Below are 22,600 nucleotides of genomic sequence, written 5' to 3'. Positions count from 1 at the left end.
AATCAATCTTGGGGCAACGGATATGCGGCAACTTGCCTTCGAACCGGGTCGAAACTGCTGGCGTGTTGCGACGGCCGATCGGCTGTCTGTCATCATGGACGGGCAGGACTATTTCCGCATCCTTCGCGAGGTACTGCTGAAGGCCGAGCGCATGGTCATTCTCGTCGGTTGGGATTTCGATTTCGAGATCGAGATGCTGCCCGGTCAATCTGATGAAAACGGCGATGCGCCTGACGGATTTCCGAACGCCATCGGACCGTTCCTCGATGCGTTGGCGGCGCGACGCGAGGGACTGGATATCTATCTGCTGAAATGGAGCGGGGGCGCGCTGATTGCGCCCGGGCGCATCCTTCCGGCATTCCAAATCAAGCTGCTTTCGCCGAAGCAGCTCCATCTGGCCTTTGACGGCCACCATCCCATCGGCGCCTGCCATCATCAGAAAATCGTTGTTGTCGATGACGCGCTGGCATTCTGTGGCGGTATCGACGTTACCGAAGGTCGCTGGGACAATCGAGAGCATGCATCATTTGATCCGCTGCGTCGCTTGAAGAACGGCGAGATCGCTCAGCCATGGCATGACACAACGACGCTGATGTCAGGAGAAGCCGCGGCTGCCTTCAGCGAGTTGTGCCGGAACCGATGGGAACGCGCGACAGGCGAGCCCATTGGCGAGGAGTTCGCGAGAGGACAGGATATCTGGCCATCCGAAATCGCACCAGATTTCGAGAATATGGAGGTCGCAATTGCCCGCACAGCGCCGCCTGAAGCCGATCGCTCGGCGGTGACTGAAATCGAGACGCTCTACCTCGACAGCATCAGGGCCGCGCGTGACTGCATTTACCTCGAGTCGCAATATTTCGCTGCCGACAGCATAACCGAGGCAATTATGGCGCGCCTGCGAGAGCCAGACGGACCCGAGATCGTCGTCATCAATCCACACGCAGCGCAGGGGAAAGTCGAGGATGAGGCGATGCATGTCACCCGCAGCCGCATGATCCGCGACCTGACGCAGAACGATCCCCATCATCGCTTTCTGATCCTGTCGCCGGTCAATGACGCGGGTGAGGATATCTATGTCCATTCCAAGACCAGCATCATCGACGATGTGTTCCTGCGCATTGGCTCAAGCAATATCGACCGCCGCTCGATGGGGTTCGATACCGAAAGCGATGTGGCGCTGATCGCGGAAAAAGACACGGATCGGCGGCGTATCATCGAGATCCGCAATGACCTTTTGGCAGAACATCTTGGGGTCGAGGCAGATCAGGTCGGTGAGGCGATCGACAGGACAGGCAGTATCATCGCGGCTATCGACGCGCTGAACGACAGCGAAAGGCGCGGGTTGCGACCGATTAAGCCGCGCAAGGAAACCCTGCTGGGCAAGTTCCTGTCCGACACCCGGCTGTTCGATCCCCGCTATCGTCAAAGCGCGCAGGCCCGGATCGGCATCACATCACGGCATGTGATGTACGGCTCTGCCTCTGTGGTTGCTGGCGTGCTGCTGTGGCGACGCTATCGCAGGACCAGATGTCGTGGCAAGTGATAGCCGCATTCGGTCGTAAAGGGTTGCAATTCCGCGCGGTTGGCCAGACCAAGACCGGGAAGCGAAGCTGACGACGGAACGGACGCTCGATGACAGGCAGGTTCAACAGGGGATGGGTGCAGCGACTGCGCGTGCAACTGCGCAAGATGTGGGTGCGGGTTGTCCTTTACAGCCTCGCCGGCGTTATGCTGGCGATCCTCGCTCCGCTTGTCGGGCCCATTCTGCCTTATATCCCGAAAATCGATCTCGCCTCTGGTTCGGTTGACGCGCTGCTCAATATCATCGCGTCCTCGATGCTGGCGGTCACAACCTTTTCGATGTCGATTCTGGTCGGTGCGTACGGTTCGGCCACCTCAAACGCGACGCCCCGTGCGACCAGGCTGCTGGAGGAAGATCGCACCGCGCAGACGGCGGTTTCAATCTTCATCGGTTCTTTCCTGTTCAGCATTGTCGGGATCATCGGCTTGTCGGCCGGGCTTTACAGCGACAATGCGCGGGTCCTTCTGTTCGTAGCAACGCTTGGCGATATTGCCCTGATCGCTTGGGCTTTGGTGCGCTGGGTGAACCACCTGAACGATTTCGGCAGGATGAGCGACATCATCGCCCGGATAGAAACAGCGGCGAAACCCGCCGCGCGCCTGTATCGCGATTATCCTGCGCTTGGCGCCGTCCCCCGGTGCGATATTCTGTCTGAGGATGCGCCGGTGGTCGTGGCAGATCATTCTGGCTATGTTCAGTATATCGATATCGAGAAACTGCAAACTCTTGCGGATCATCTGAAGATGAAGGTCGAAATACGTCGTATGCCCGGCAAATATGTCCACCGCGGCGAGACATTGTTACGCCTTGGCGAACCAGTGGAGGATGAGGCTCTTGCGACATTCCGCGAGGCTTTCTCGCTTGGCGAGGCACGCAGTTTCGATCAGGATCTGGGCTATGGTCTGATCGTTCTTGGCGAAGTGGCCAGCAAGGCGCTGTCGCCTAGCATCAACGACCCCGGCACTGCCATCGAAGTCTTGCGCGCCGGGACGCGTGTGCTTGAGGTGCTGCACGAGGACCCTGATCCAGAGGCCGAAGTGACCTATGGTTCGGTCTATGCGCCGCCGCTGGACATAGTGAACCTTTACTCGGTCTTCTTCTCGCCGATCGCCCGTGACGGGGCTGCTGTAATCGAGGTGCAAGAAGCACTTCAGGATTGTCTAGGTGCCCTTGCGGATTTCGGTGGTGGCGCGGCCGCGCGGGAAGAAGCGAAGCGAGCCCGAAAACGTGCGGAAGCCGCGCTAGAGGCGGTTTGGGAACATCAGGTCCTGTCCGGCGCGTGACGCAGGGACGCAGCGCCCCAAGGATAAAGGTCTGCCTGTCATATGGTTGTTCGTAGTATTCTCGAATGCCCTGAATCGGCGCTGCGTCACATGATTATAAAGCAATGAAATTGCTAGTGATTTACTTGATGTGGTTGCGGATCAGAGCGATTCTGATGGTGTGACAGAGACGCAACTCACCACCGAAGGCCAGATCATGACCCAGCCGAACCAACCCGCCACTGACACCCTGCTGACCGATATCGCCCAGCGCCATTTCCACGGGCTGGAGACGCTGGAAACACGCAGCCGCGACGCGCTGGATTTCCACGATCTCGCAGTCTGGGCGATCCGGCACGCGCTGTAAGAGGCCTACGCCGCTGGCCTTGCCGCCGCCACGAAATGACCGGCAAGCCCGCCCGCACCAATGACGCCGCCCTCGCCGCCTTCATTGCGAAACAGGCCGAAATCGACGCGATGCTGGCCCGGTTGCAGGCCTTCAGCGACGACCATTTCGGCGCCGATCCCGAGCGGCTGAACTGGGCCGACGTTGGTAGCCTCGAGTATCAGGCCCATCTACTGAAGCAGATCGGCGATTTTGCCTTCGGCGAGGGCGAACACGCAGCTTGACGGGCTGGCCTGCGCCGACCGCTGTGCCCCGGATAGCGGAGCCCGGCTCCGTAGAAGCCGACCGCGACCTGCGGTGGCGATGCACGGAGCCGACGATGACCGAACTCACCGACACACAGACCCTGATCCTGACCCGGGCCAGCGCCCGGCCGGGCAATCTCGCCCTGCCGCTGCCCGAGGGGCTGCACGGCGCAGCTGCGAAGATGGCTATCGGCCGGATGACCAAACTCGGCTTCATCGAGGAGGTCGAGGCCAACGTCCGGAGAGGCGAGCCGCTCTGGCGCGAGACGGGCGATGGACATGGCACCACGCTGATCGCCACCGAGGCCGGGCTTGACGCCGTCGGCATCGATCCGGTGGTGGTCAGGGCCATGGCGGCGCTGCGGGACGCCAAGCCCGAAGCCATCGCCGCCGCCCAGCGCCCCGGTACGAAACAGGCGCAGCTGATCGCCATGCTGCAGGCGCCGGAGGGCGCGAGTATTGCCGAGATCGCCGAGGCGACCTCGTGGCAGCACCACTCGATTCGCGGTGCCATTTCCGGTTCGCTGAAGAAGAAGCTGGGGCTGCGGGTGTTATCCGAGAAACTCGCCGAAAGGGGCCAGGTCTATAAGCTGAGCTCGTCCTGACGAGGTATCGCTTCATCCGACGTCCAGCAACTGATGCGCCGGGATTCGGAGCGCCTCGTCCCAGTCACCGGGCTCGGTCAGCTTGTTGTCGGCGATCCGGTAGGCCCGGCGTTCGGCCTCGTCGAGATGGCCGAGCCGGATCACCGGCACCTCGTCAAGCCCCAACTCCGTCGCGGCCAGCACCCGACCGTGGCCCGCGATCAGCTCGCCATCGTCGCCGACCATACAGGGCACCGTCCAGCCGAAGCGGGCCATGCTGGCGGCGATGCGGGCCACCTGATCTGCCCCGTGCATCTTCGCGTTGCGGGCATAGGGGCGCAGGCGCTCGATCGGCCAGAACTCGATCTGGCGCGGCGCGAAGGTGAGGTCCATGGGGCAGGGTCGTCCTGTGGTTTTGTGTGGCTTCGGGCGGGCTGGATTCCGTTGGCCCTGGCTTCCGCGAAGTGGATCCCAAAAGTGGCTTCCTGGATTCCGCCGGAATCCAGCAAGAATCCACCCTTGTTGGTTGCTTAAAGCCTTGTATTATTGGTCGAAAATGGCCTCAAGCTGGCCAAGTGGATTCCGCCTGGATTCCCCGGTGAAAACGCCTGACGCTGGCAAAATTCCGCGCTGCGCCCCCCCGCATACGTTCAGGGCCGGGGAGGAACCAGAGGAGGGGGCGGGGTGAGCCTAGGACTCGCCGAACCCCTGATCTCTCATGCGCCCGAGCGCATCGAGGGCATGGCGTGCCTGCAGGTCTGAGGGGATCCGGCGCGGCATGGACGCGCAGACTTCGAGGATCTGCATGTCTTTGGGGGTGAGGCGTTTCCGCTCGCGGCCCCAAGCCAAGACCTCCTTCCAGAACTCAGCGCCCAAGGTCACCACCTCTGATTGGGCATTGATGCCCTCGGTCATCGCCTTCTTTGCCTTCTCGTCGCGCTTTGCCGCCTTGGCGGTATCCACGAGGGTCAGGCAGGTCTCGAAGTCATCGTCATAGTTCAGCTTTCGACCCTTCATCCCGTTCCAGCAAGCCTGCTGCTTCGCCCATTCCGACATGTTGCGGACACCTGCGGGAGGGTGTGTGATGACGTCGTGTGCCTCTGCGGCTGCCAGAAGCAGCGCACGCTGGAGGGCATCGGGAACAGACTGCCGCCTCCAGATCGTGTCAAGGTCGAGGACCTGCTTCTCGCCATTGGCATCGTGGAACACCTTGGCCATGGAGTAGGTGACGATATTGGCGCGATAGCCACCCTCGTACCAGGGCTGCTTCGGAACCTCGGCCTCGAGCCACCGAAACACGATCGCCTTCGAGATCAGCCGCTTGTACCAGAGCTCGTCATACCGGGCGTCGCTCCTGGACCATGCTTCGCCGATGTCCTTGGCGAATTCCGCGAAGTTCTTCTGGGCGCCTCGCGAAACGATGTGCGGCTGGCCGACTGCCGAAAACTCGAACTTGGCGAGATCGGTCTTGCTGAAGAGCTGCGTTTTCGGGAACTCAAGATCGAACTTCTTCAGCTGGGCTGGTGTCAGCTTGGCGCGGGCATTGATGAACTGCCCGCGCGAACGCTCGTAGAACCACTTGGTGTCATGACGCTCGCCAGCACGCGCCGGGAAGAGGACACTGCGCGAGAACTGTTCCATCCGGATATGGAAGGGATGGTTCGAGAAGAAGTCGGCAGCGTTCACCTTGTTCTGGGTGTTCGCATATTCCGAGATCTTCGGCACGATGTCCTCGGACCTGTCGGGAGGAACGACGGTCAGTTTCATCTGTACGAACACTTGCGGGAGCTGTTCCTTCGCGGACTTCAGCCCGGCGTGAATTGACCCGGTTGTCTGGGCGCCGTTGACGATCTGCAGGTTGCTGATCGAGGCGACAGCCAACCCGTCATCCGTCCGTACACAGGACACGGCATCGGCAGTGGCTGACAGGCCGTTATTGTACGGGAAGAAAAGCTCGGGTTCCTCCTTTATGGTCTTCTGGATGCCCTTGTTGGTCTTGGCCCTCGCCTGAAGGAAAGACCGGACGTTGGCTTCAAGAAGCCGGGCGCCCCACTTGTCATAGATCGCGGCCAATTGCTCGCCCGGGACGATCAGCAGGTAGCTTTCAAGGGCAGCGCCAGATTGCGACGCCTGGAGTGCCGGAAGGGGTGCCCCGAAATCCTTGGCAAAGTCGATGACCATGTCCTCGCGGGCCTGTCCCGAGCGGTCGAACCGTTCGAAGCGCGTCAGATCCCAGACCGACCACGTAATCGGCACGTCGCCGATATCCGCCAGTTTCACCGTATCATCTCGGCTAATGTACTGGCGGTTGGAAATGAGGATCAACTTGACCTTCGTGACCTGCGACCAGGTCGTGATGATCAGGTCCGAGACCTGGAAGGCGGGGTTGGCCTCGTTCAGCGAGTCGCGAAATTCCTCGGTCTTTGCCTTCTTCAGAAAACGGATCAGGGGGTTCAGGATCGGGGGCACATCCCCTTTGTCAAAGGTCTGAACGGTGTCGCTGTCTGCAAAGTCGCAGACGATCAGTCCCAACACGCCTTCGCTGTCCCGCGGATCACCCGCATAGCCGTCGATCCTCAGTCTCTGTGCACCCTCTCCACTCTGGAAATAGGCGCGATCAGCGACTTCCAGTTCACCGGCCTCGGTCAACCGCTCGGTCATCCGGTCGAAGAAAGCTTCCACGGGAAAGACTCCGCTGGCATCCGCTTCGCGGCGGATATCGGCGATCAGGTTCTGGTGATATTCGTCGAGTTCGCTCATGGCTGCTCTGCTTCGTTCAGCTTTTCCTGCACCGTGACCCACTCCGTTCGGAATGGCGTGCAGGCAGAAAGGGCAATGGCGTAGGAAACCGCAGACAACCCGAGTGGCACGGGGGCGGCAATCCGCGGGAAGTCCTCGGTCACGGCATGGAAATCGGGGGCCGAGACGATCCAGCGCCAGGCCGAATAGTCGTGCAGGATGTCAAATCCGGCGTCAGCCAGGTGCAGATCCCAATCCATGATGGCCGAAGGTTCGGTCCGTTCAAGAAGCTCGGTGACTTCCGAGACATGCTCGGTCAGCGTCCGGCCGTGCGGCGGCTGCACCTTGTCGACGGCCAGTACCGCCAGCCACAGGCGACGATCCGGCACATCTGCCAGCTGGAACTCGTTCGTGATCTTCACGAAGGGCTGCGAGGCTCCGCGCCGCGCCTTGACCTCGATGCAGTCGGCCTTCAGCTCGAAATCCTTTGGTGCGCCAGAAGGCCCCGTCCAGGCGGTCAGCGCCGGTTTGGCACCGAGCGTGGAAATCAGCAGCTTCAGCACTTCGATCTCGCCGATCAGGCCCTTCTGGGCTTCTTCCGACAAGACCTCGAGCTTTCCGCCACGCAGCAGATAGTGCCAGCGGAAAGTGCGGCCGATGGCGCGTTCGAGGGCCTCGGCCTCCGTCTCGGCAAGCTCGCCAGCCGCCATCACATCGCGGCAGAGGGTCTCGAACAGTTCGAGTTGCGCGCTGTCCTTGAGCCGGATGTACAGGATCGGTCCACCGGGCAAAGTCTGGAACCGTATTTCGAGGTTCCGGAGCTTGGGCAGGTCCGGGGCGGGTTTCGGCAGGTCAGCCAGTTGCAGGACAAGGGCCACATCGGCGCGCGGCATGACCGCCCAGAACCAGTTCCAACGTGCCGACGCCGAAACTCGGCGCGTGTCCACTTTCCCGGCCTCGAGCCCGGACCACGGCGTGTCAGTCGGTATCACCGAGCGCCTCCTCCTCGATCTCTTCCTCGCCGAACATCTCGCGCATCCGGATGGTGTTGACGATGTATTCCACGGTGCCACCCTGAACCTCGGATGGCGGGAAGCAGATGCTCCATGCCAAGACCAGATCTGGCGATTTTGCCTTTAGCTCTTCTGGAACCACAGGTTCGACGAACCGGAGGATGATCAACGGGCGGCGCCCGTTGACCTCGCAGAAGATGCGGGGCGGAAGCGTTTCCGGAACGGGCTTTCCGTCCCTAATCCGTTCTTCGCGAAAGGCATTGGTGGCTGCGTCGATCTGTTCCTTGGTCAGCCCGACACGCTCGTCACCGGGCGAACCGACGCGTCTGCTGGTGCCGCTGATTGCAAGGACGCCTTGGCGCAGATCCGGCTCACCGACCGATCGGCCGAAGGCCCGCATGTCGATCCCGGACAGGTCGGCGGATGTCGCATCCGCCTTCTGTGCGCTGGCGAAGAGGACATCCCATTCCCTGAGCTCGGTGTCGGCGCGCGCGTCTATGTAATCCGACATCAGCCTCGGATCGGTGAGAGGATCAGACGCATCGGCGCGGAATGCACGCAGGAAATCACGGATCAGATCGACCGAGACGCCGCTGAAGAGGGTTCCGCGGGAAGGGTGTTGCGGTGCCAGCGCGCTGGCCTTGATTGCCGCCGCCAGTGCCTGCCCGGCCTGTCGGTTTCGGTCCAGCTGATCGCGATCCGTGCGGATGCGTGTCGTTTCGACCAGCTTTCCTGCCAAGCCGACCTTCATCGGGAACTCGCGCCCCGTGCCCATCTTGTTCCGCGCCGTCACGATCAGCGATTCCGGATGGCTGCGCACGGCTAGGCCGAACTGCTCTGGCGTGGCCTTGGCAAGCTCCATGCGCTTCAGTTGGGTCTGCAGGTCGTCCATCGCTTCGTGGATATGGGCATACCAGCCAACGCCATCGGCAGGGATCCAGATCCGGCACAGATCCTCGTATCCTGGCCGGTATCCAAACCACCGGCCCATCTGCATGAGGGTGTCATACATCATGGAGTTCCGCAGGAAGTAGCTGATGGTCAGCCCTTCCAGCGTCAGGCCGCGGGAGAGGGAGAAGCCGCCGACGGCAATCACTGTCACACCATGTTCACCGGCCTGGTCATAGTCGAGCGGCTGCGACCGCTTCGAAGCGTTGACCTCGACAACACGCGCGGCAACCAGAACCTCATGCAGGCGAGCCTGGACGGTGGGCCACTCCGCGCCCTCTGCCTCGGCAAACTCGGACTCCCAGACCGCATGCAGAGCCGCAATCTCGGGGTTGCGCAGCGCCGCCTTGCCCTTGGCCCCATCCACCGCGACCGCGGCTCGCATCCTGTCGACCACATCGGCCACGCGAGACCGCAACCGCCCTTGGACATCGGTAAAGCGCGAAGCGTTGACCAGCATCGAGGCATGCGATGCCTGCTGGCCCCGGGCATTCCGGATCGCCCGCGCGACGATGAATGCGCGCACGGCTCGGATGAGGCTTTCCGGCAGCACATCGACCGGATGGTCGATCTTGTGCTTCATCGGAAGGATGTCCTCGTTGTCATCGATAAGGCGGACATGCCGTTCGCGGGCATCGAGGAACACTTTCTGCGCCCCGAAATAGTTCGACGGCGCGTCGAGCCCGATGATGAAATGCCGCGGGAACAGGTCCTGCTTCAGCGTCTCGTCGTCGGTATCCGGGTCGATGAAGATGTTGGCGAAAGGTGTTGCCGTGTAGCCGACATAGCAACTCCGGTGAAATAGCGAGAGCAGTTCACGGATCTGGCCGTTGATGCGGGTCACCTCGTCACGCGCATAGGCCGTGTTGATCGAGGCGTTGTCCGCTTCGTCGTCGATCAGCAGCATGGGCTGGCTGACCATCTGCGTGCCCTGGTGGACGGAATGTTCCTTCAGCCATTCCAGAAGGTTCTTCAGTGTGCTGGAGTTCTTCTTGATCACCAGCACGACGGGCACGTTGTATTGGCCGATCTGGCTGGTGTTGGTGGTCGCCGTAGCCTTGTTGAAGTCGCGCAGAGTGTTGGTGAGAGAGACCGGAAACTCGCGCTGGTCGAACTGGCCGACGCCGATGATCTTCTGGCGTTGCGCCCTGTTGGCATGGGCCAACCGCCCGGTATCGCGGCCGATGAAACCCTCGTCGATGCGGGCCTGGGTCTGGTTGCGCAGGTTGTTGTGGATGCCCGCGATCACCACGATCAGACGATAGCCCGCATCCGCCGCCTTGCAGATCAACCCCGTGTAGTTGGCGGTCTTGCCGCTTTGCACATGGCCCACCACCATGCCGCGGCGGCTCCAGGGGCTGAGGTTGCGGGGGTCGCCCAGACGATCCAGCACTCGATCCGTCACCTCGTCCGTCGCGTCTATTACCGATTTCGGCTGTCCTTTCAGGTTCAGGAGCTTGCGGTACCTGCCCCAGTAGAAATCCCCGATCTCGCCGTTGATCCGGGCGTCATGCAGCCAGGGACGGAAGTCCTCGGCATCGACGATGGCGCCGAGTCCCATGCTGATGCCGTATTTCTCCTCGATCAGGCGTGCGAGTTCCTCTGCATCGTCGTCTTCGACCTGGCCAGCGAACATCGGCATGACACGCAACTGGGCGATGATCTCCCGGATCGACTGGGCTGTGTGGGGGCCGGGCTGCGACGCCATGTACATGGACGTCATGCCCTCGAGGCTGCTCAGGATCTGCTTCACTTGTCTTCCTTCGTCTCGATCGTCGCCGCGATGATGCGTTCCGTATCTTCCCAGGCCGATCTGAACGGATCGACGTCCTTCATCAGCGACTTGATTTCCTTGATGTCCTTGCGCGCGCCCAGAAGGACCGAGAGGGTTGCCTGCACGGCTTGGGCAAGCGTGTCTTCGTCCAACCGATCCGGGACGATCTGTTCGGCCGTGCCTGCCATGTCTGCGTGCAACGTTTCGATGGGCAATGACGCCCCTACCAGAGCAATGCAGTTGAAGAAGCCGCGCCGGAGGTCCGGGGGCAGGCTTTCGGCGAAATCGGCAAACGCCGGGTGTTCGATGTTCGGTCGGTAGCGTATCTGCCCATCTGCCTGAATCCGGTGCCACATGGGCAGCCGTTCATGATCGACGAGCTTCTGTCCCCGCTTGCTGTAGGTGCGCTTCGAACCGGCAAGAATGCGTTCGATGACCTTTTTCAGTCGATCGCGCACGACCGGCGGAAGCTGTGCCGAGGATTTCTTGACGTCGATCTTCCAGTCCGCGTCCATGCTGTTGGGAATGTCGATCCTGACCCGGGACAGTTTAGTCAGTTCCGACTGGCGGCACAGACCGAACCATGTGCCATGCAGGATCAGGCGCTTGCCGCGATAGAGATAGAAGCCCTGCGATTTCAGGTGACCCTCCGGCCCGCCGATATCCTCCCATTCCGTCTTTCCCATCTGCTTGTGATGGGGAAGCGTGAAGCTCTGGATCTCCACATCGCCCCTGATAAGGGTCAGCTTTTCTTCCGGGTCTGAAATGGTCGCGGGGTTCTTTCGGGCAAACGGATCAAGGGGACGAAGCAGTCGCCCGTTCAGGAGAATGCGCAGCGGTTTGGCATCCTCCATGAACCGATGAAACACGAGGCGCAGGTGGCGCTCTGTTTCAGCGATCCTCTGGTTGATGACCTCCGCGCGCTTGGCCGCATTGTGCGAATAACCGCCGGTCAGTCGGTCAAGTTTCTGCCAGAGCACAAGCGTACCCTGCTGCCCCAGCTTCTCGATGCCGGGGATGAGATCGAAATGATCGGGTAATTGCACCGCCCATTCGTTCCGTTCGGCGACATCATCAAGATCCCAGATTGCTGCGCTGGTTTGTCCGGAACGCCGGGACACGACCGTGAGCCGACGGCACTGGGAGAAGCTGGCGCTCTTCAGGCCGAGGCCGAACCGACCGAGGTCCGGTTCATCACGTGTGGCCAGCGGGTTTCTGCTGCCGGGTCGCATTGCTGCGACAAGTTCGTCTTCGGTCATGCCCAGGCCATCGTCGATGATCGCGATATAGGGCTCGTCCGAATAGGGCTCCGTGACAATCTCGATCCGATGGGCGCCCGCGGTGATCGAGTTGTCGATAATGTCTGAAATGGCCGTTTCGAGAGAATAACCGATATCCCTCAGGCCCTCGATCAATGCCGCGGCGTGAGGAGTGGCATCTGCCCGTCTTGAAACAACAATTTCCTGCATGCGAACCCTTGGCAGTACGATCACGATCTACTTTGGCGCGAACGGATCGTCGTTACAAGGTGCGGGAAGTTCCTCAGTGCTTGAGGGTGTCCGGTTTTGTCAGGGATGCATGGATGAGCGCTGCAATCTGTCTTGCTAGGAATGGCGGGACCGCATTTCCAACCTGAACATACTGCTGCGTCCGGTTGCCGAGGAAGAGATAGTCGTCCGGGAAGGTCTGCAACCGGGCAGCTTCGCGCACCGTCAGGCTGCGGCACTGGAGCGGGTCCGGGTGGATGAAGTAGTGACCGTCCTTCGAGATGTGGCTGGTTACGGTTGTCGAAGGCTCGTGTGCAAGCTGGACACGGAAGCGGTCGTTGAAGACACCGCTGTGCCAGTTCCGGTGATCCGGGCTCAAGACTAGCGGGAAGTCGGCCGCCTTCGGGCTGTAACCGCGCACCTTGCCGAAGACTGCGGCAAACAGGTAGCGGCCGAGGTCAGTGGCCATGTGACCCCTGGTTTCGTGCTGGGCCAGTGCGTGCAAGCCGGGACGCTCCAGCCAGCGCATCAGGTCGTCATTCGAAGTTCCATAGGCGGCAGGAAGCATGGAGGAGGAGCGGCGGGTTTCGGCGCCGTGCTTCAGGACTTCCGTGAGCTCGCGGAATTCCGACGCGAGGGTACCGTCTTCGTCGCCCTTGGAAATCTTCGCGAGCAGTTTGGCGAACCCTGCGACCTCCTTTTTCCATGCCTCGGCGGTGTCTGACGCGCGGCTGATGCCGCTGCGCAGAGGCGGCATGTTGCCGATGGTCTCATCGACCGTGCGGGTTGGGCCCGATACCGAAATGCTTGCGCCGACTGCCCGGGCCGCCAGATCGGACCTGATGCCGACGATGATGACGCGATGGCGGCGCTGCGGAACACCGAATTGTTCGGCACGTACGATGAAGTCGGATGGCTGTGCCGCCTCTTGCAGGGTGGCCTTACCATCCGCAAGGAGGATAGCCCGAAGCTCGTAGTGATGGCCGTGACCCGTGCCGAGGGAAGCAAGGTCTTCCATCAGCATCTCGAATACAAGGCGGCTTTCGACGGTCGAGGACAGCATGCCCTTGACGTTTTCCATGACGAAGGCGGCCGGTCGCAGCCGATCCAGCACACGGATGTATTCGCGGAACAGGTAATGCCGGTGGTCTTCCTCGGGAACATAGTCCGCCTTGCCACGCGAACGGGCCCGTCCGACCAGCGAATAGGCCTGGCAGGGCGGGCCCCCGATCAGGATCGTGTCGTCGAAGCGCTGTCGCAGCCGACCGATAGCCTCGTCGATGGCTGTTGCGGCTGCATTACTGCCAAGCTCAAGACAGCAAGCTTCTGTCGTCGCCTCTGTCCATGCTGCGGCGTCTACCTCTGACCAGTCCGGTTCGTCCGTCACACCGGCATGGAACTTCACGAAGGATTCCGGAAGGGCGCCGTGTCGCGAAACATGGTCACGCAGAAAGGCGCGCAGCCGCAGCGTCCGATGTGCCGATACCTCTTTCTCTACCGAAATCCCGATGTGGAATGGGTGCTGCCCGCCAACATCAAGCGAGGCGAATCCCTCTCCAAGGCCGCCCGGACCTGCAAACAGATCGACAATGCCGAAAGTGGCTGGCAAATCAGAGACCTCTCGAATTCGGATCATTCGCTGTATACTAGGTCCATCGGCCGAGGCCAGGAGGCAAATGACCGACATCGTCGACAGCCAGACCCGTTCCCGGATGATGGCGGGCATCCGCGGAAAGGACACGAAGCCGGAACTGACCCTCCGGCGCTCCTTGCATGCGCTGGGCTTCCGCTACCGCCTCCATGAAAAAGGGATACCCGGCAAGCCGGATCTTGTGCTGCCGAAATACAAGGCCGTCATCTTCGTGCACGGGTGCTTCTGGCACCGGCACCCGGGCTGCCGTTATGCAAGCGCTCCGGCAACACGCCCGGAATTCTGGGCGTCGAAGTTCAGCTCGAATGTGGCGCGGGACAGTGCCGTTAGATCGGTGCTGTTGCTGGCCGGTTGGAGGGTTGCGACAATCTGGGAATGCGCCTTGCGAACCGAGGCTGGTGTTGCAGCCGTCCGGGACGTCGTTTCGGGATGGCTTCAAGGTGATGGTCGAGAGCTTGAAGTCGGAGAGGCGGATATTGGGGCGCCCAAAGACCGGAGAAGCGGCCCGGTAGGGTCTGAACTGACATGAAAGGTCCGAGCGTGGGTCGGACAGTCCGGAGCTGCGATATGACGATCCGTCTGACATGTCACCGGCTCCCTTCCCACGGCCTCGCCTTCGGCATCGCCATTGTCACCTCAACCGCCCGCAGCATCCCGCCCACGATCAGCCCCTCGCGGACCCAGCCCAGCGCCTGCCACCAGTCGTCATAGCCGCGCCGGGCGGCCTCGATCTGCTGAGGGTGAGGGGAGAAGGTGACCGGACATGCCAGGATGTCGATGGTCTTCCAGGTGCCCCGCGCGCCCGGGCCGCGCACGCGGATTCGCTCGGTTCCGACAACGACGGTGCCCGCATGCGTGCCGTGCTGGTTCTGCTTGACGATGGTCGGCACACAGCGCGGCACGGCGCCCGGCATCCAGTCCGGGGTCAGCCCGGCCCTTGCCAATTCGGCGACCCGGATCGCCATGCGCTTGCCGCCGAGGCTGTCGGGGATCCCGGCGACGGTGGCTGCGATCACCTCGGCATCCTCGTGGGTGTAGCCACCGATCTTGTGCTGGCCGCCGTCGATCTTGCAGCCAAGTACGGCCCGTTGCAGCAGGACGTACTCGAGGCCGAAGCCTTCCTCAGTGACGTCTGGGGGCATCGGCAGTTCCAGTTGCGCCTTTTCGATCCGGAACGCCCATTCCAGAGCTGCCTGCACGCCCAGCGCACGCTTCGCGGATCGCGCGCCCGCCCGGCTGATCGGTCGATGCAGGGTCATCGCACCCCGCGCTCGCGCAGGCGCTGGGCCGTGACCAGCCCGCGGGCCAGCATCGCGTCGCGCATCGTGTTGCTGATCGCGCTGACAGGCAGGTAGCGGTCGGAGTTGACCAGATCGGCGTAGAAGGCAGGCAGGTCGGTTATTGGTTTGGTTGCCGGGGCAGGGGACGCTTTGGGCTTCCGGCGTTTGCGACCGGCATCTTCGGCTTTACGCTGGGCCGCCCGTTGCATCGCCCGGTCCAGTGCCTTCGGCCCGTCTGGCGGTTCCGGATGTTCCTTGCGGGAGGCCTCGGCCGCAGCGATGATCTCCGCCTCGGTCAGACCGAGTTCGTCGCGCCAGCGCTGGACGTGCAGCCGGGGCGGCCAGCCTTGCCACCAGCCGGGCAGGGCGGCGGGGGTGAGGCCCAGCGCTGCCAGCAGTTCCCCGAAAACCTCATCGGAGATCGCCGCGCGCGCCTGCGCGCCCTCCTCCTCCTTTACAGGTTTACTTAGAGGTTCCCTTACAGGGTTAGTGTCCGAAATCCGGACACGGCTTTTGGCATTTTCCGGACACGGCTCTGCCGGAAAATCGGACACGGCTTCCGCGTCCTCCCCGTGTCCGAATTCCGGACACGGCAGGGCATCGGCCATGCTGTCGGCGTCACAACCCGCGGCACTGTCTGGGCTTTCTGCGCTCTCGTCCTCTCCGTGTCCGATTTCCGGACACAGCACCACAGCCACAGGTGTGAAGCTCGGCTCGAACCCCAGGATGTAGCGGGTCGGCAGCTGGCGCTTGGTCACGGGATCGAGCCGCGGCACCCGCCGCAGCAGGCCCACGGCCTCGAGCTGGCCAAGGTGATCGTTCAGCGTGGACCGGCTGATTTCGCAGTCATGCGCCAGCCGGTCCTGCGAAGGAAAGCAGCCGTAGTCCGGGTTGAACCGGTCGCACAGATGCCAGAGCACGATCTTCGTCGTCGGCTTCAACCCGCGCTGCTTGATGGCCCAGTTGGTGGCCTCGTGGCTCATGGCGCGGGCCTCCGTGGGGCAGGAGCGATACGCGTGGTGAAGCCGTGATCGGCCAGCGAGCCCAGCGCGTCATCGAGACTGCGCACAAGCGCCCAGCCAAAGCCCTGCGCCTGCACCGCATCGCGAAACGCCTCCTGCTCCGGCCGCAGCCGTCCCTTCGGCGCCTTCAGTTCGAGAAACAGGACGCGGCCTTCGCAGAGCACCATCAGATCGGCGAACCCGGCATGGACGCCCATGCCGACGAGGATGGCCTGGCGTTTGGCCCCGCGGGGCCCGGCCTCGGTGACTTCGTTGGCGCAGTGATGGATGATCGCCGAGCGGGGCAGGGCGATGCGCAGCGCCTGCACGACGGCGCGCTGCAGATCGGCCTCGGGGGTGCCACGGCGCATCATCGCGCGGCCCTCCCCTGGTCTTCGCGCTGGGCGCGGGCGATGGGCCGCCGCGCATCAACGACGACCAGCAGGCGCTGGGCATCAGCTCGCTCGCCAGGGGTCTCGCCATGCTGGGCAAGCACGTTACAGGCGAGCCGGATGAGGAGATCGCTGTGATGCGCGACGTCGGCGATCACGGCACGGGCCTCGGCTACGCGGTCGGCGGGCCAGGCGGAACTGTGCGACGGGGTGGTCATCACCGGCGTCCTCCGGCGCGACGGCGGCGCGGGGCGGCTTGTTCCTGCTCTTCCAGCCAGTCCTCGACGGCGGCGCGGCGGTAATAGACCTTCCGCCCGGCGCGCACGCAGGGCGGACCTGTCCGCATCGCCTCCCAGCGGCGCAGGGTGTCGACCGAAAGGCCGAGTTCCAGCGCGAGGTCGAGACGGCTGATCCAGCCGACCAGCAGAGTGCGGGGTTTGTCCTTTGGGTCTGGCATCGATCCGAGATGCGGCATGGGGGTCTCCTGGTCCTGGCCCCGAAGATCGGGGACGTCTTGCAGGGACCAGTGAGCGCAGAGCCCGAGGGGTGGCGGCGAGGCGGAGGGTGGCGGAAAGGATGACGCCCTTGTGCCACCCCTTGTTTTGTTGGGATTTGCGATGGTGGTCGGGTGGCGAGGGAAGATTACCGTCGGTCCTGCCAGATGGGCGAAACGGACGCCAAGGCTGCAAACACCGGCGAACACCCGGATTGACCAGCTTTGACCTGCATTGGAGGGCAAAGAGGGGGTGGCAACCGACACGGCCTCCGTGCCACCCATTGAATTCCTTGAGGATTTGTCACTGCGCGGCTCTTCAAAGGCCAGATTTGCGGCGTGATGACCGCGCCTACGGCCTCAAACGTCCGACTGCGCCTACCGTCGCCAGTCGCGCATCGATCCGCCCAGTGCCGAAATCCCATGAAAACAAGGGGTGGCGCGAAGGTGGCTTCCTTTCCGCCACCCTCCGCCTCCCCGCCACCCGGGGCGCCATGCTTGCCTTGATAACCAGGCGAAACCACGCCTCATGTCGGATGCAAGAAGGACCGAAGCCATGCCCGAACGCATCAAGCTGACCGAGAAAGTGCTGCGCGAGGCCGAGCCGGTGCCGGGGCGGGACTACCAGATCTTCGACACCGACGTTCGAGGCTTTGCCGCCTGCATTTACCGCGGCGGCGGGCGGGCCTTCACGCTGGATTACCGTCATGCCGGGCGCCAGCGCCGGATGACCTTCGGGCGCTGGCCGGAATGGTCGGTGTCGGCGGCACGGGAGCGGGCCAAGGAACTGCGCCGCGAGATCGACGCCGGGGCCGATCCCTTGGGCCAGCGCGAGGCAAAGCGCGAAGCCCCGCGCGTGACCGATCTGATCGAACGCTACTGCGCCGAGCATCTGCCGAAACTGTCAGCGCGCAGCGCGGCCGATCAGCGGTCGGCACTGGCCAAGATGGTGGAGCCGGTCTGGGGTCGGAAGTTGGTGACGGAAATCACGCCGACCGACGTCGACAAGCTGCTGACCAAGATCGCCGAGGGCAGGGCGCGGCCGCATAAGGAAAAGCCCAACAACCGGGCGCGCAAGCTGCAGGGCGCGAAGCCCACGCCGGTGCGCGCCAACCGGATCGGCGAGGTGCTGCGCAAGATGTTCACGCTGGCGGTCCAGTGGGGCTGGTGCGAGGAGAACCCCGCCCAGCGCTTCCACCGCCGTACCGAGACGCCGCGCGAACGCTTCCTGTCGAAGGAGGAGATCGCCAAGCTTGCCGCCGCGCTGGATGCGGCCGAGGACCGGCGCGCGGCCGATATCATCCGGATGTGCATGCTGACCGGCGCCCGGCTGGGCGAGGTGCGGCAGGCGCGGTTCGAACAGTTCAACCTCGAACACATGAGCTGGTCGAAGCCGCCCACCATGACGAAACAGCGCCGCGCCCACCGCGTGCCGATTTCCGACGAGACCGCCGCCATCGTGCGCCAGCGCCAGCTGCTGGTGCCGAAAGGATCGTCGTGGCTCTTCCCCGGTGACACGCCCGGCCAGCCGGTGCAGGAGGTGCGCCGCTTCTGGGCGCAGGTCCAGAAGCAATGCGGGCTGCAGGACGTCCGGATCCATGACCTGCGCCACACCTTTGCGTCCTTGCTGGTCAGCGGTGGCGCCTCACTGGAAATGATCGGCAAGCTCCTTGGCCACAGCCAGATGCAGACCACCCTGCGCTATGCCCACCTGATGGACTCGCCCCTGCGCGCCGGGGTCGACGCCGTGGCCAGTGCCTTCCGGCCCAAGCCCCGGCTTGTCCATGAAGCGGACGATCAGGGCGGCCGAAATTCTGCCTGACACGGCAAGGCGCGCCGCCGCATCGTCACGGTCCTTCTCCTCGCAGCTTCTTCCAGACCGGCGTCACCCTGCGCCGGATGCTGCGGCTGTCGGGGATCTTCCGGCCGTCCGACTGATCCGCGAACCAGTCCTGCATTTCCGCGACCAGCTCGGCCTGCGTGGCCGGGAGGCCCCGTTCGTGAATGCGATGGATCAGTGCCACCATCATCCCTTCCCAATCATAGGGCGTAGTGGCGCCCGGCCCGCTCGTGATGCGTCGGACCATCTCGTTTTCTTCCTCGAAGGCATGCACCTCCTCGGCCAGGATCAGCATGTCGGCCACGGCGACGGGAATGCCGCCCGCAGGATCGGTGATCAGCAACCAATCCTGGCGCCCCATGGACTGGATGCGGCGCATGACGCCTTCGGTCGGGCCAGTGCCGCAGCGGCGAAACAGGGGCAGAAGTTCCATCGGGGACAGCACCACCTTGCCCGCGACGACCTCGTCGCCGCAGCGAACGGCGGGGATGCCGGTCAGGATCCGGAACCGGCCTGCATCGGCCCATCCAGAGACATCGGCGATGTTGCAGCCCCAACGGGCGGTGACCTCGTGAACGGTGAAATAGACGCGTGGCGGCAAGCCCATGATCAATACATCCTCATCAAGACAGAGGATCGGCTTTGCTCAAACCACCTGCAGCCCGCATCACGAAGGTGCGGGGGAAAACATGATCGGTGACAACGTCGTTGGGGGCGCCAAAGCGCCTCGACCCTGCCAGAATGCCGTTCCGATAGACCTGTTATGCTTTTGGTTGAGGGCTGCTCTCCTCAAGGAGGCACCGTGCCGCGGGCTTCGATTCGGAGCAAGGGGGTGGTCCGAATGAAGCTGTGGATAAGGCTGGCAGGTGCGTGAAGCCGCTCATCACCGCTTTCTGCCGCTGAGGGCGGCAAGGCTTTGTGCATGAAAATGCGTGGAAAAACAGTTCGCCAGAGGCATCGCTTGGGCTCCATCGCGTTGCCGAGGCAAAATGTGTGAAGTGTGAAATAACGTGGTTGACGAAGGTGCGGAGCGGCGAATATATATGAGCCAACAAATATGATTTCACGGAGATTGCCTTATGCGCAAGGTCGTCAGAGAGTATCAGCAGCTGTGTCGTGCTGAAGGTGTTGACTTGCTCGGCATCGAGCCGCGCGGTCGTCACTACGCTCTTCATTTCGAGAGAGGGTTCCTAATCGCGGCATCTACGCCCTCCGATCACCGTGCGCGCCACAACCTCCGCGCCATGATCCGCCGCCTGCACGCTTGAAGGACAAGACCATGAACATGCCCGCCCTGACCCCCGAAACCATGACGGCCGAGCAGCGCCGCGAGACCTGGTTCCACCGCGAACTGGCCGGATACTTCAGCGCCGATAACATCGACTACCGGCAGAACTGGGACTACGGACCCGAACTTCTCGAGCTTCTCGCCTCCCGTTTCCGCGTGATTGAGATGATCCTCGGCGCAGAGGACGTCGCGCCGCATCTTTTCGCCATGCTGCATGGTCCCGATGTCGAGGGTGAGACCTGGCGCGAGGCGTTCGAGACTTATGACCCGGTTCTGACGCCGCACTGGACGGGCACGAAGCTGATCGACAACGCGGGCATCTACGGCCTCTACGGTGTGCTTCCTGCGGAAGTCCAGTTCGATGCCCGTAAGCCTTGGGTTGATACGCTGGCGCAGCAGCTTGACCAGTTCCGGCAGATTGCGAACCCGGAGCCGCAGGGCGTGATTGCCCGGATCATCAATCTTGCTCTCTCGCGCCACGCCATCGACACCGGCGCGGGCGAGGTCGACCTGCAGTCGCTCGCCCTGTTCGGCGGCGTCACGGAGGGCCGGATCCGGAATATCCTCTCCAGCGGCGATGGTGGTCTGGAAAAGGTCGGTCAGCGGGTGACGGCCGTCAGCGCAGCCGCGTGGCTGAAGGGTCGGAAGGAATTCTTTGCCTCGATCTGGCAGCAGCCCGATGAGGCGGCGCCCGAGGCGCCGAGCCCGGATTTCTCGGACGAGGTGGTCTTCGTCCCCGTCGCCGCAGACGGTAGCCACTTCCATCCCGGTCTCGCGCGCGGCGGCAAGTTCATGATCGGCGCCAAGGGCGAGGAGGTTCAGTATCCGTCCTTCGGCGAGGCTCTTGCTGCCTTGCAGAAGATGGCTACGCCGCGCTGGCGCCGTCCGAACGAGGCGGGCAATTGGGGCATTGTCTCGGGGCGCGACTGGAAGCGCATCGAACGCCGCCAGCTGATGTCGATGTGATCCGGAGTTTGATGATGCGTTTCTCTGCCGAAGACCTTCTGTCCGCCCTGCTCGAAGCTGCGCCCCGCCCGACCGTTCAGGCACCGCGCGATGCTCGTGGCCTTTACGGCCTCGTGGATCACCATGGTGATCTTCGCTACATCGGCTCGACCAGGTCCACCGATCAGACCTTCTACGAACGGATCCACCAGCGCCATCGGACCGGATCGGAAGGCATGAGCCATTACTTCTCGGCCATGTACAACACGGGGCGGATGTGGCGCGACCGGAAGGATGCGCTGACCAAGGCGGATGGCGACATCGCCAAGGCGCTGCGGAACGAGTTCGTCGTCGATCACTGCCGCGCGGTCTGGCTTCCCTTGCCCGACACGGAAGACATCGCCCGGTTGGAGGCCGAGGTTCTCTCCCTCGCGCCCAACCACGCCGTCGCCTGGAACCGGCGCCGGATGCAGGCTTATGACGAGCCGGTCGATCTGGTCGAGGCTACGCTGCGCCGCCTTGGCTGGGGTGCCCGCGAAAAGGCTGCCATCGAACGGCAGCGGCTGCGGTTCATGTCCGCGATGGTTCGTCCCGCCGCTGCGCCAGCGCCGAAGCCTGCATCCATGCGGCAGGCCAATGTCACGCCCTTTCCCGAGGGCCCGTTCCGCTTCTTCGCGCTGGACGTCGAGACGGCGAACAACGACCGTGGCAGCATTTGCCAGATCGGTGTCGCCTGCGTGCGCCCCGACAATTCCATCGAGACCTGGGTGACCTATGTTGATCCGCAGGTGGATCGCTGGGTGTTCACCTACCTCCATGGAATCAGTGCCCGCATGGTGCAGGGCGCCCCGACCTTTGCCGAAGTGCTGCCGGTCCTGCGGGATGCCCTGAACAGCGCGACGGTCTATCAGCACTCGGGCTTTGACCGCAGCGCCGTCGCCGCCGCCTGTGGCAACTGCGGCCTGCCGGTCCCGCAGTGGGACTGGCGCGACAGCGTCCACGTTGCCCGCGCTGCCTGGCCCGAATTGCGGGGCAATGGCGGCCATGGCCTTGCAAGCCTCAAGCAGCATCTTGGCCTCGTGTTCGAGCATCATGACGCAGGCGAGGATGCCCGCGCAGCGGCGGAAGTGGTCCTGCGTGCCGAGGGCGTTCAGCCCGTTCGCATGCAGCCTTCGGTTCCGACGAGCCAGATTGTGATTGTGGACGACGAGGATTTCGACCTGATCGAGGACGACCACAACACCGTGATGGTTGTCCACGAGCCCGCGGCCGCATCGATGCCGTCAGACCCGAACCCGCGCCAGCATGCCGGGCGCCACATCGGCACGACCGAAATCAAGCAGGGCAACATCAACCACAGCCATATCTATCTCAGGGGGTTCTTCGAGAAGTTCCCGGCAGATGCGATCGGCGGATCAAACCGTGCCTCGGCCGCCCAGCGCGAAATTGCTGTGGACTGGGGTGGAGCGGCCGTTGTCATGACAGACCTCGATGGCGAGAAGAAGTTCTTCCGCAAGCGTGGCTGGATCCGGGAGTTCTTCGAACGGCATGGCGTTCGCGCCGGGGACATGGTGACGGTCGAGGAAGTGGCACCCTACAGTTATCGTGTGGCGCTCCAGCGGCGTTTTTCTTAGGAATGGATTGCAGGCCGTCGGATCCCAACCCACTAC

General features: G+C 63.0%; 20 protein-coding genes and 1 pseudogene. 9 read left to right on the top strand and 12 right to left on the bottom strand.

The window, feature by feature from the left end; all coding sequences use genetic code 11:
* Positions 1–22: 22 nt before the first annotated feature.
* From KNW02_RS06020 to KNW02_RS06000, 5 genes are all read left to right on the top strand, one after another.
* A complete protein-coding gene (locus KNW02_RS06020) occupies positions 23–1,543 on the top strand; it encodes a phospholipase D-like domain-containing protein (protein WP_216032372.1) in 1,521 nt (506 codons plus the stop codon).
* Between the two features lie 89 nt (positions 1,544–1,632).
* The gene (locus KNW02_RS06015; RefSeq protein ID WP_216032371.1) at positions 1,633–2,865 is read left to right on the top strand and encodes a DUF2254 domain-containing protein; all 1,233 of its coding nucleotides are present in this window, start codon (positions 1,633–1,635) and stop codon (positions 2,863–2,865) included.
* 196 nt (positions 2,866–3,061) lie between these two features.
* Positions 3,062–3,211 (top strand): DUF6900 domain-containing protein, encoded by a 150-nt coding sequence (locus KNW02_RS06010; protein ID WP_216032370.1) that lies wholly within the window; start codon positions 3,062–3,064, stop codon positions 3,209–3,211.
* Between the two features lie 35 nt (positions 3,212–3,246).
* Entirely contained in the window at positions 3,247–3,474 is a 228-nt protein-coding gene (locus tag KNW02_RS06005; RefSeq protein ID WP_216032369.1) for a hypothetical protein, read from the top strand.
* Between the two features lie 95 nt (positions 3,475–3,569).
* Complete coding sequence (locus KNW02_RS06000; RefSeq protein WP_216032368.1) at positions 3,570–4,100, top strand: DUF3489 domain-containing protein; 531 nt, start codon at positions 3,570–3,572, stop codon at positions 4,098–4,100.
* Positions 4,101–4,148: 48 nt separating this feature from the next.
* Here KNW02_RS06000 and KNW02_RS05995 read toward each other — a convergent pair.
* From KNW02_RS05995 to KNW02_RS05970, 6 genes and pseudogenes are all read right to left on the bottom strand, one after another.
* Positions 4,149–4,472, bottom strand: a pseudogene (locus KNW02_RS05995) (ParB/Srx family N-terminal domain-containing protein); the annotation flags it as partial.
* A gap of 297 nt (positions 4,473–4,769) precedes the next feature.
* Positions 4,770–6,839, bottom strand: a complete 2,070-nt coding sequence (locus KNW02_RS05990; protein ID WP_216032367.1) for an AIPR family protein — start codon at positions 6,837–6,839, stop codon at positions 4,770–4,772.
* A complete protein-coding gene (locus KNW02_RS05985; RefSeq protein WP_216032366.1) occupies positions 6,836–7,810 on the bottom strand; it encodes a PD-(D/E)XK motif protein in 975 nt (324 codons plus the stop codon). The genes KNW02_RS05990 and KNW02_RS05985 overlap by 4 nt, the downstream gene beginning before the upstream one ends.
* Positions 7,797–10,532 (bottom strand): Z1 domain-containing protein, encoded by a 2,736-nt coding sequence (locus tag KNW02_RS21200; protein WP_216032365.1) that lies wholly within the window; start codon positions 10,530–10,532, stop codon positions 7,797–7,799. The genes KNW02_RS05985 and KNW02_RS21200 overlap by 14 nt, the downstream gene beginning before the upstream one ends.
* Positions 10,529–12,022 carry an ATP-binding protein gene (locus tag KNW02_RS05975; RefSeq protein WP_216032364.1) on the bottom strand — a complete coding sequence of 498 codons (1,494 nt, stop codon included), beginning with the start codon at positions 12,020–12,022 and terminating at the stop codon, positions 10,529–10,531. Before KNW02_RS05975 ends, KNW02_RS21200 begins: the two co-directional genes overlap by 4 nt.
* A 73-nt stretch (positions 12,023–12,095) precedes the next feature.
* Positions 12,096–13,649, bottom strand: coding sequence for a DNA cytosine methyltransferase (locus tag KNW02_RS05970; protein ID WP_216032363.1), 1,554 nt, complete (start codon positions 13,647–13,649; stop codon positions 12,096–12,098).
* A 67-nt stretch (positions 13,650–13,716) separates the two neighbouring features.
* Here KNW02_RS05970 and KNW02_RS05965 point away from each other — a divergent pair, with 67 nt between their 5' ends.
* A complete protein-coding gene (locus tag KNW02_RS05965; protein WP_216032362.1) occupies positions 13,717–14,220 on the top strand; it encodes a very short patch repair endonuclease in 504 nt (167 codons plus the stop codon).
* Between the two features lie 58 nt (positions 14,221–14,278).
* On the opposite strand, the gene KNW02_RS05960 is transcribed toward KNW02_RS05965, so the two are convergent.
* Genes KNW02_RS05960 through KNW02_RS05940 form a run of 5 tightly spaced genes read right to left on the bottom strand, consistent with a single transcriptional unit; the run spans position 14,279 to position 16,839 of the window.
* On the bottom strand, positions 14,279–14,950 hold the full coding sequence (locus KNW02_RS05960) for a hypothetical protein (RefSeq protein ID WP_216032361.1): 672 nt from the start codon (positions 14,948–14,950) through the stop codon (positions 14,279–14,281).
* A complete protein-coding gene (locus KNW02_RS05955; RefSeq protein ID WP_216032360.1) occupies positions 14,947–15,954 on the bottom strand; it encodes a helix-turn-helix domain-containing protein in 1,008 nt (335 codons plus the stop codon). Before KNW02_RS05955 ends, KNW02_RS05960 begins: the two co-directional genes overlap by 4 nt.
* Positions 15,951–16,346 (bottom strand): VRR-NUC domain-containing protein, encoded by a 396-nt coding sequence (locus KNW02_RS05950; protein ID WP_216032359.1) that lies wholly within the window; start codon positions 16,344–16,346, stop codon positions 15,951–15,953. The genes KNW02_RS05955 and KNW02_RS05950 overlap by 4 nt, the downstream gene beginning before the upstream one ends.
* Positions 16,343–16,582, bottom strand: a complete 240-nt coding sequence (locus KNW02_RS05945) for a hypothetical protein (protein WP_216032358.1) — start codon at positions 16,580–16,582, stop codon at positions 16,343–16,345. The genes KNW02_RS05950 and KNW02_RS05945 overlap by 4 nt, the downstream gene beginning before the upstream one ends.
* Positions 16,582–16,839 (bottom strand): helix-turn-helix transcriptional regulator, encoded by a 258-nt coding sequence (locus tag KNW02_RS05940; protein ID WP_216032357.1) that lies wholly within the window; start codon positions 16,837–16,839, stop codon positions 16,582–16,584. The genes KNW02_RS05945 and KNW02_RS05940 overlap by 1 nt, the downstream gene beginning before the upstream one ends.
* Positions 16,840–17,413: 574 nt before the next feature.
* Here KNW02_RS05940 and KNW02_RS05935 point away from each other — a divergent pair.
* Positions 17,414–18,679 (top strand): tyrosine-type recombinase/integrase, encoded by a 1,266-nt coding sequence (locus KNW02_RS05935; RefSeq protein WP_216032356.1) that lies wholly within the window; start codon positions 17,414–17,416, stop codon positions 18,677–18,679.
* 25 nt (positions 18,680–18,704) lie between these two features.
* Here KNW02_RS05935 and KNW02_RS05930 read toward each other — a convergent pair whose 3' ends face one another.
* Positions 18,705–19,304 carry a hypothetical protein gene (locus tag KNW02_RS05930; protein WP_216032355.1) on the bottom strand — a complete coding sequence of 200 codons (600 nt, stop codon included), beginning with the start codon at positions 19,302–19,304 and terminating at the stop codon, positions 18,705–18,707.
* A 672-nt stretch (positions 19,305–19,976) separates the two neighbouring features.
* Between KNW02_RS05930 and KNW02_RS05925 the strand changes: the two genes are divergently transcribed.
* Together KNW02_RS05925 and KNW02_RS05920 are read left to right on the top strand one after the other, a co-directional pair.
* Positions 19,977–20,951 carry a hypothetical protein gene (locus KNW02_RS05925; RefSeq protein ID WP_252733482.1) on the top strand — a complete coding sequence of 325 codons (975 nt, stop codon included), beginning with the start codon at positions 19,977–19,979 and terminating at the stop codon, positions 20,949–20,951.
* An 11-nt stretch (positions 20,952–20,962) separates the two neighbouring features.
* Entirely contained in the window at positions 20,963–22,564 is a 1,602-nt protein-coding gene (locus KNW02_RS05920; RefSeq protein ID WP_252733480.1) for a 3'-5' exonuclease, read from the top strand.
* Positions 22,565–22,600: the final 36 nt, after the last annotated feature.

Source organism: Paracoccus marinaquae (assembly GCF_018860165.1).
GTDB classification, from domain to species: Bacteria; Pseudomonadota; Alphaproteobacteria; order Rhodobacterales; family Rhodobacteraceae; genus Paracoccus; species Paracoccus marinaquae.
Note: the sequence above shows the minus strand (reverse complement) of the source record. Positions and strands in the feature narration are given on the sequence as shown.

Bases quoted from the DNA above. Each gene is read 5' to 3' on its own strand.
- KNW02_RS05945 (WP_216032358.1), bottom strand. From the start codon at position 16,582: ATGACCACCCCGTCGCACAGTTCCGCCTGGCCCGCCGACCGCGTAGCC.
- KNW02_RS06020 (WP_216032372.1), top strand. From the start codon at position 23: ATGCGGCAACTTGCCTTCGAACCGGGTCGAAACTGCTGGCGTGTTGCG.
- KNW02_RS05960 (WP_216032361.1), bottom strand. From the start codon at position 14,950: ATGACCCTGCATCGACCGATCAGCCGGGCGGGCGCGCGATCCGCGAAG.
- KNW02_RS05990 (WP_216032367.1), bottom strand. From the start codon at position 6,839: ATGAGCGAACTCGACGAATATCACCAGAACCTGATCGCCGATATCCGC.
- KNW02_RS05940 (WP_216032357.1), bottom strand. From the start codon at position 16,839: ATGCCGCATCTCGGATCGATGCCAGACCCAAAGGACAAACCCCGCACT.
- KNW02_RS06015 (WP_216032371.1), top strand. From the start codon at position 1,633: ATGACAGGCAGGTTCAACAGGGGATGGGTGCAGCGACTGCGCGTGCAA.
- KNW02_RS05965 (WP_216032362.1), top strand. From the start codon at position 13,717: ATGACCGACATCGTCGACAGCCAGACCCGTTCCCGGATGATGGCGGGC.
- KNW02_RS05975 (WP_216032364.1), bottom strand. From the start codon at position 12,022: ATGCAGGAAATTGTTGTTTCAAGACGGGCAGATGCCACTCCTCACGCC.
- KNW02_RS05950 (WP_216032359.1), bottom strand. From the start codon at position 16,346: ATGATGCGCCGTGGCACCCCCGAGGCCGATCTGCAGCGCGCCGTCGTG.
- KNW02_RS05955 (WP_216032360.1), bottom strand. From the start codon at position 15,954: ATGAGCCACGAGGCCACCAACTGGGCCATCAAGCAGCGCGGGTTGAAG.
- KNW02_RS05920 (WP_252733480.1), top strand. From the start codon at position 20,963: ATGATGCGTTTCTCTGCCGAAGACCTTCTGTCCGCCCTGCTCGAAGCT.
- KNW02_RS05925 (WP_252733482.1), top strand. From the start codon at position 19,977: ATGAACATGCCCGCCCTGACCCCCGAAACCATGACGGCCGAGCAGCGC.
- KNW02_RS05935 (WP_216032356.1), top strand. From the start codon at position 17,414: ATGCCCGAACGCATCAAGCTGACCGAGAAAGTGCTGCGCGAGGCCGAG.
- KNW02_RS06010 (WP_216032370.1), top strand. From the start codon at position 3,062: ATGACCCAGCCGAACCAACCCGCCACTGACACCCTGCTGACCGATATC.
- KNW02_RS06005 (WP_216032369.1), top strand. From the start codon at position 3,247: ATGACCGGCAAGCCCGCCCGCACCAATGACGCCGCCCTCGCCGCCTTC.
- KNW02_RS05930 (WP_216032355.1), bottom strand. From the start codon at position 19,304: ATGGGCTTGCCGCCACGCGTCTATTTCACCGTTCACGAGGTCACCGCC.
- KNW02_RS06000 (WP_216032368.1), top strand. From the start codon at position 3,570: ATGACCGAACTCACCGACACACAGACCCTGATCCTGACCCGGGCCAGC.